Source organism: Gammaproteobacteria bacterium (assembly GCA_003696665.1).
Lineage (GTDB): Bacteria > Pseudomonadota > Gammaproteobacteria > Enterobacterales.
In genome coordinates this window covers 1-3,690 of the sequence record RFGJ01000397.1, presented here as the reverse complement: position 1 = coordinate 3,690, position 3,690 = coordinate 1, and the positions used below count along the sequence as shown (strand labels likewise).

At 53.0% G+C, this 3,690-nt stretch carries 1 protein-coding gene; it reads left to right on the top strand.

Annotated features, from left to right (window positions below; translation table 11 throughout):
- Positions 1-183 precede the first annotated feature (183 nt).
- The coding region (gene hrpA / locus D6694_10120) for an ATP-dependent RNA helicase HrpA (protein ID RMH40333.1) at positions 184-3,690 on the top strand (3,507 nt) is incomplete at its 3' end.

Below are 3,690 nucleotides of genomic sequence, written 5' to 3'. Positions count from 1 at the left end.
GCGAGCCAACAGAGGTAGCACCAGGCTCTGGACATAGGGTGAGAATTCCTGTGCCGATGGACAGTTTGCCTGAACATTGTCTGCTCATTCGAAACTTGAAATAATTGACGCTGTTATGACAGCGCTCGATCGACAAAGCGGCGAATCACGTCGCTTTCTTTTTGTCTCGTAAAGATTGAGAAGATGGAACAGTGGCCAAACAGTAAACAAGCGCTTGAGCATTGCCTACGACAAGTACCAGAGGAACTTGCGGACAAACTTCGGCGTGAATGGCACAAATTGCAGAAAAGTCGTCAACGTGGCCAGATGAGTGAACACGCCGTGGCGCAGTGGCAAAAGCGTTTTGAAATGGCCGCTGGATTGCAATCGCGTAAACTTTCCTTATGGCCTAAGGACATTGCCTTTCCAGAGGCTTTGCCTGTTTGTCAGCGGCTGAATGATATATCAGCCCTGCTGTCGGAGCACCAGGTCATTATTGTCGCAGGCGAAACAGGCTCCGGAAAAACCACGCAATTGCCAAAAATGTGTATGCAGCAAGGGCGTGGCCAACGCGCTCTGATCGGCCATACACAACCACGTCGATTGGCGGCACGTTCGGTTGCTAGCCGATTGAGTGAAGAACTTGGCCCAACTGGCGAACAGTTGGTTGGTTACAAGATCAGATTTGATGACAAGGTTCCGGAAACGGCAGCCGTCGCGGTCATGACCGATGGGGTTCTGCTTGCAGAACTCAAATCGGATCCATTGCTTAAGCGTTACGACACCCTCATTATCGACGAAGCCCATGAGCGCAGCCTCAATATCGATTTTATTTTGGGGTACCTCAAGCGGTTATTGCCTAAGCGCCCCGATCTTAAAGTGATTGTGACGTCAGCGACCATCGAAACGGAAAAGTTTTCACGCCATTTTGGTGGTGCGCCAGTGATTGAAGTCAGTGGACGAACCTACCCGGTTGACATTCGTTATCGGCCATTGACCGAACCGGATGAAGACGTTGCCCGTGAGCCAATTGATGGCATTTTGTTAGCCGTTGACGAGCTAGATCGAGAAGGGCCTGGCGACATCTTGGTGTTTTTGCCTGGCGAGCGTGAGATTCGTGATACGGCAACGGCATTGCGCCAGCACTATGGCCCGTCACGAGAAGTCTTGCCACTGTATGCGCGTCTAAGTAAAGCCGAGCAACAGCGAATTTTTCGGCCTTCTAACGGGCGACGCATTGTGTTGGCCACCAATGTCGCGGAAACTTCCTTGACCGTGCCGGGCATTCGCTATGTGATAGACACCGGTCTGGTGCGCATTAATCGCTACAGTCGCCGAAACAAGATAGCGCGCCTTCCGGTCGAGCCGGTTTCACAAGCGTCGGCCAACCAACGTGCTGGACGCTGTGGGCGGGTCGCGTCTGGTATTTGTATCCGCCTCTACAGTGAAGATGATTTTGCCTCTAGGCCCGAATTTACCGATCCAGAAATCAAGCGAGTGCATCTTGCAAGCGTCATTCTCAAGATGCTCGATCTTGGTCTTAAGGATGTGGAACGTTTCCCTTTTCTTGAGCCACCGGAACGACGCGATTGGCGCGATGGCTATCGGTTGTTGGCGATGCTCAACGCTATTGATCAACACGGCCGTTTGACGCGGGTTGGGCGATGGATGGCACAACTGCCGCTTGATCCTCGCTTGGCGGCTATCATCATTGCAGCACGCCAGCGCCACTGTCTGAAAGAAGCTGCTGTGATATGCGCGGGGCTTAGTGTTGTTGACCCGAGGGAGCGCCCATTTGAAAAAAGGCAGCGTGCGGATGAGTTACACCGTCGCTTCGATACCGAAGCGTCAGATTTTTGGTCTTGGGTCAATTTGTGGAATTACGTCCATGACCTTAAACAGACGTTATCGGGAAGTCAGCTTCGCAAACAATTGAAAAAAGAAATGCTGTCTTGGCTACGCATGCGGGACTGGTGGGAGACGTTTCGTCAAATCATGGATATTTGTCGCCGACTTGGCTGGCGGGCCAATGAACAGCCAGGTGATTATGAGAATTTACATAAGGCGCTGTTGGTGGGTTTCCCGGATAGAGTGGGGCAGAAAACAGCAGAAGGGGACTACCAGGGGGCCCGACATATGCGCTTTAAGCTCATACGCAGTTCAGCTATTTTTGCGCGGCTTCCTCAGGAAAAGAAACGCAACCCTAAGTGGGTTGTGGCCGGCGAAATCATTGAAACGCGTAGTATTTTCGCCTCCATAGCGGCGGTCATTGATCCGAAATGGACCATTGACGTCGTACCGCATCTACTCAAAACCACCTATTTTGATGCGTTTTGGTCGAAACGGCGCGGCATGGCAATGATTGAGCGGCAACGTAGCCTATTTGGCCTGATCGTTGAGGGGCGTCATCCTGTACCTTTGGATGAAACGGATAAGAAGACGGCACGAGCGTTGCTCATTCGCGAGGGGCTAATGGCGCGCCAGTGGCAGACACGGTCACGCGCCATTTTGGCCTGTTGGAAGGCCATTGACCAGGTCAAGGAAGAAGAGGCGATGGCGCGACGTCGTGACCGACTCGTGGATGATGACGTCTTATTCGAGCTTTGGAATGCGCGGGTGCCGACATCGATCACGCGTATGCCGCAGTTGGAGAAATGGCTGCGACGACAGTCACCGCAGGCTTTAAACGATTGGATATTCAAACCGGAGGAACTCAGACGAAGCGAACAGGACACGCCGGTGGCTATGCCCAAGTTTTGGAAAATGGGCGCCATTGAATTGCCGCTGTCGTATTGCTTTGAGCCCGGGTCTGAGCATGATGGTGTGACGGTGACGGTGCCCGTTCGTCTCGTAGGCGATTTGGATGCCAAACAGTTTGACTGGATGGTGCCATCACTGACGCATGAGAAAGTGACCGCTTTAATCAAGACGCTCCCTAAAAACTTGCGTCGCAATTTTGTGCCCGCGCCCGATTTTGCTCGCGCCGCATTGGAGCGCATGGACCGCAGCGGTGAGCTGCTCACCGAACTCTGTCTCGCCTTGACCAAGATGACGGGGATTGAGTTGACACCGGATGATTTTGAGGTCACAGCGCTGCCTGCACATCTGCGGATGCGGTTTCGGATTGTCGATGAGCAGGGCAAAGTGCTTGCTGAAGGGCGGGATTTTGATCGCCTTCTTAAGTCGCTCGATACGGACATAAAAATGCCAGAATCGGCGCCAACTGCACGACCGGTTGAATGCTGGCCCCATTGGCCAGCCGGTTTTCGAGTGCCGCAAAAGGTGTGCCGGACGGAAAGTGGCATACGTATTCAACAATTTCTCGCGCTTGCACCGGTCTCAAAGGACGAGCGCCGGCCCTGGCGAGCCGACGCAGTCGCCGTCACTGACATCGCCGATGAACGACAGGCGGCTTATGTTCATTATCAGGGGTGTGTATGGCTAGCATGGCGTCAGCTGGCAGATGTTGTCGATTGGTACCTTCAGCAATTGCCGGAAAAGCGACAACGACAAACTTTGTGTAAGCCATGGGGAAGTTTGCATGACTTAGTCGCTGGGTTGTTGTGGCGACAAATAGGACAAACTTTTGGATTTGATGGGCAATGGATTGATGAGCCAACCATCGAGACTTGGGTAAAGACCTTGCGGCCTGAAATTTACGAACGTCTCGATGGCGCAGTGCAACACGCATTCTCGATAATGCAGGACGCG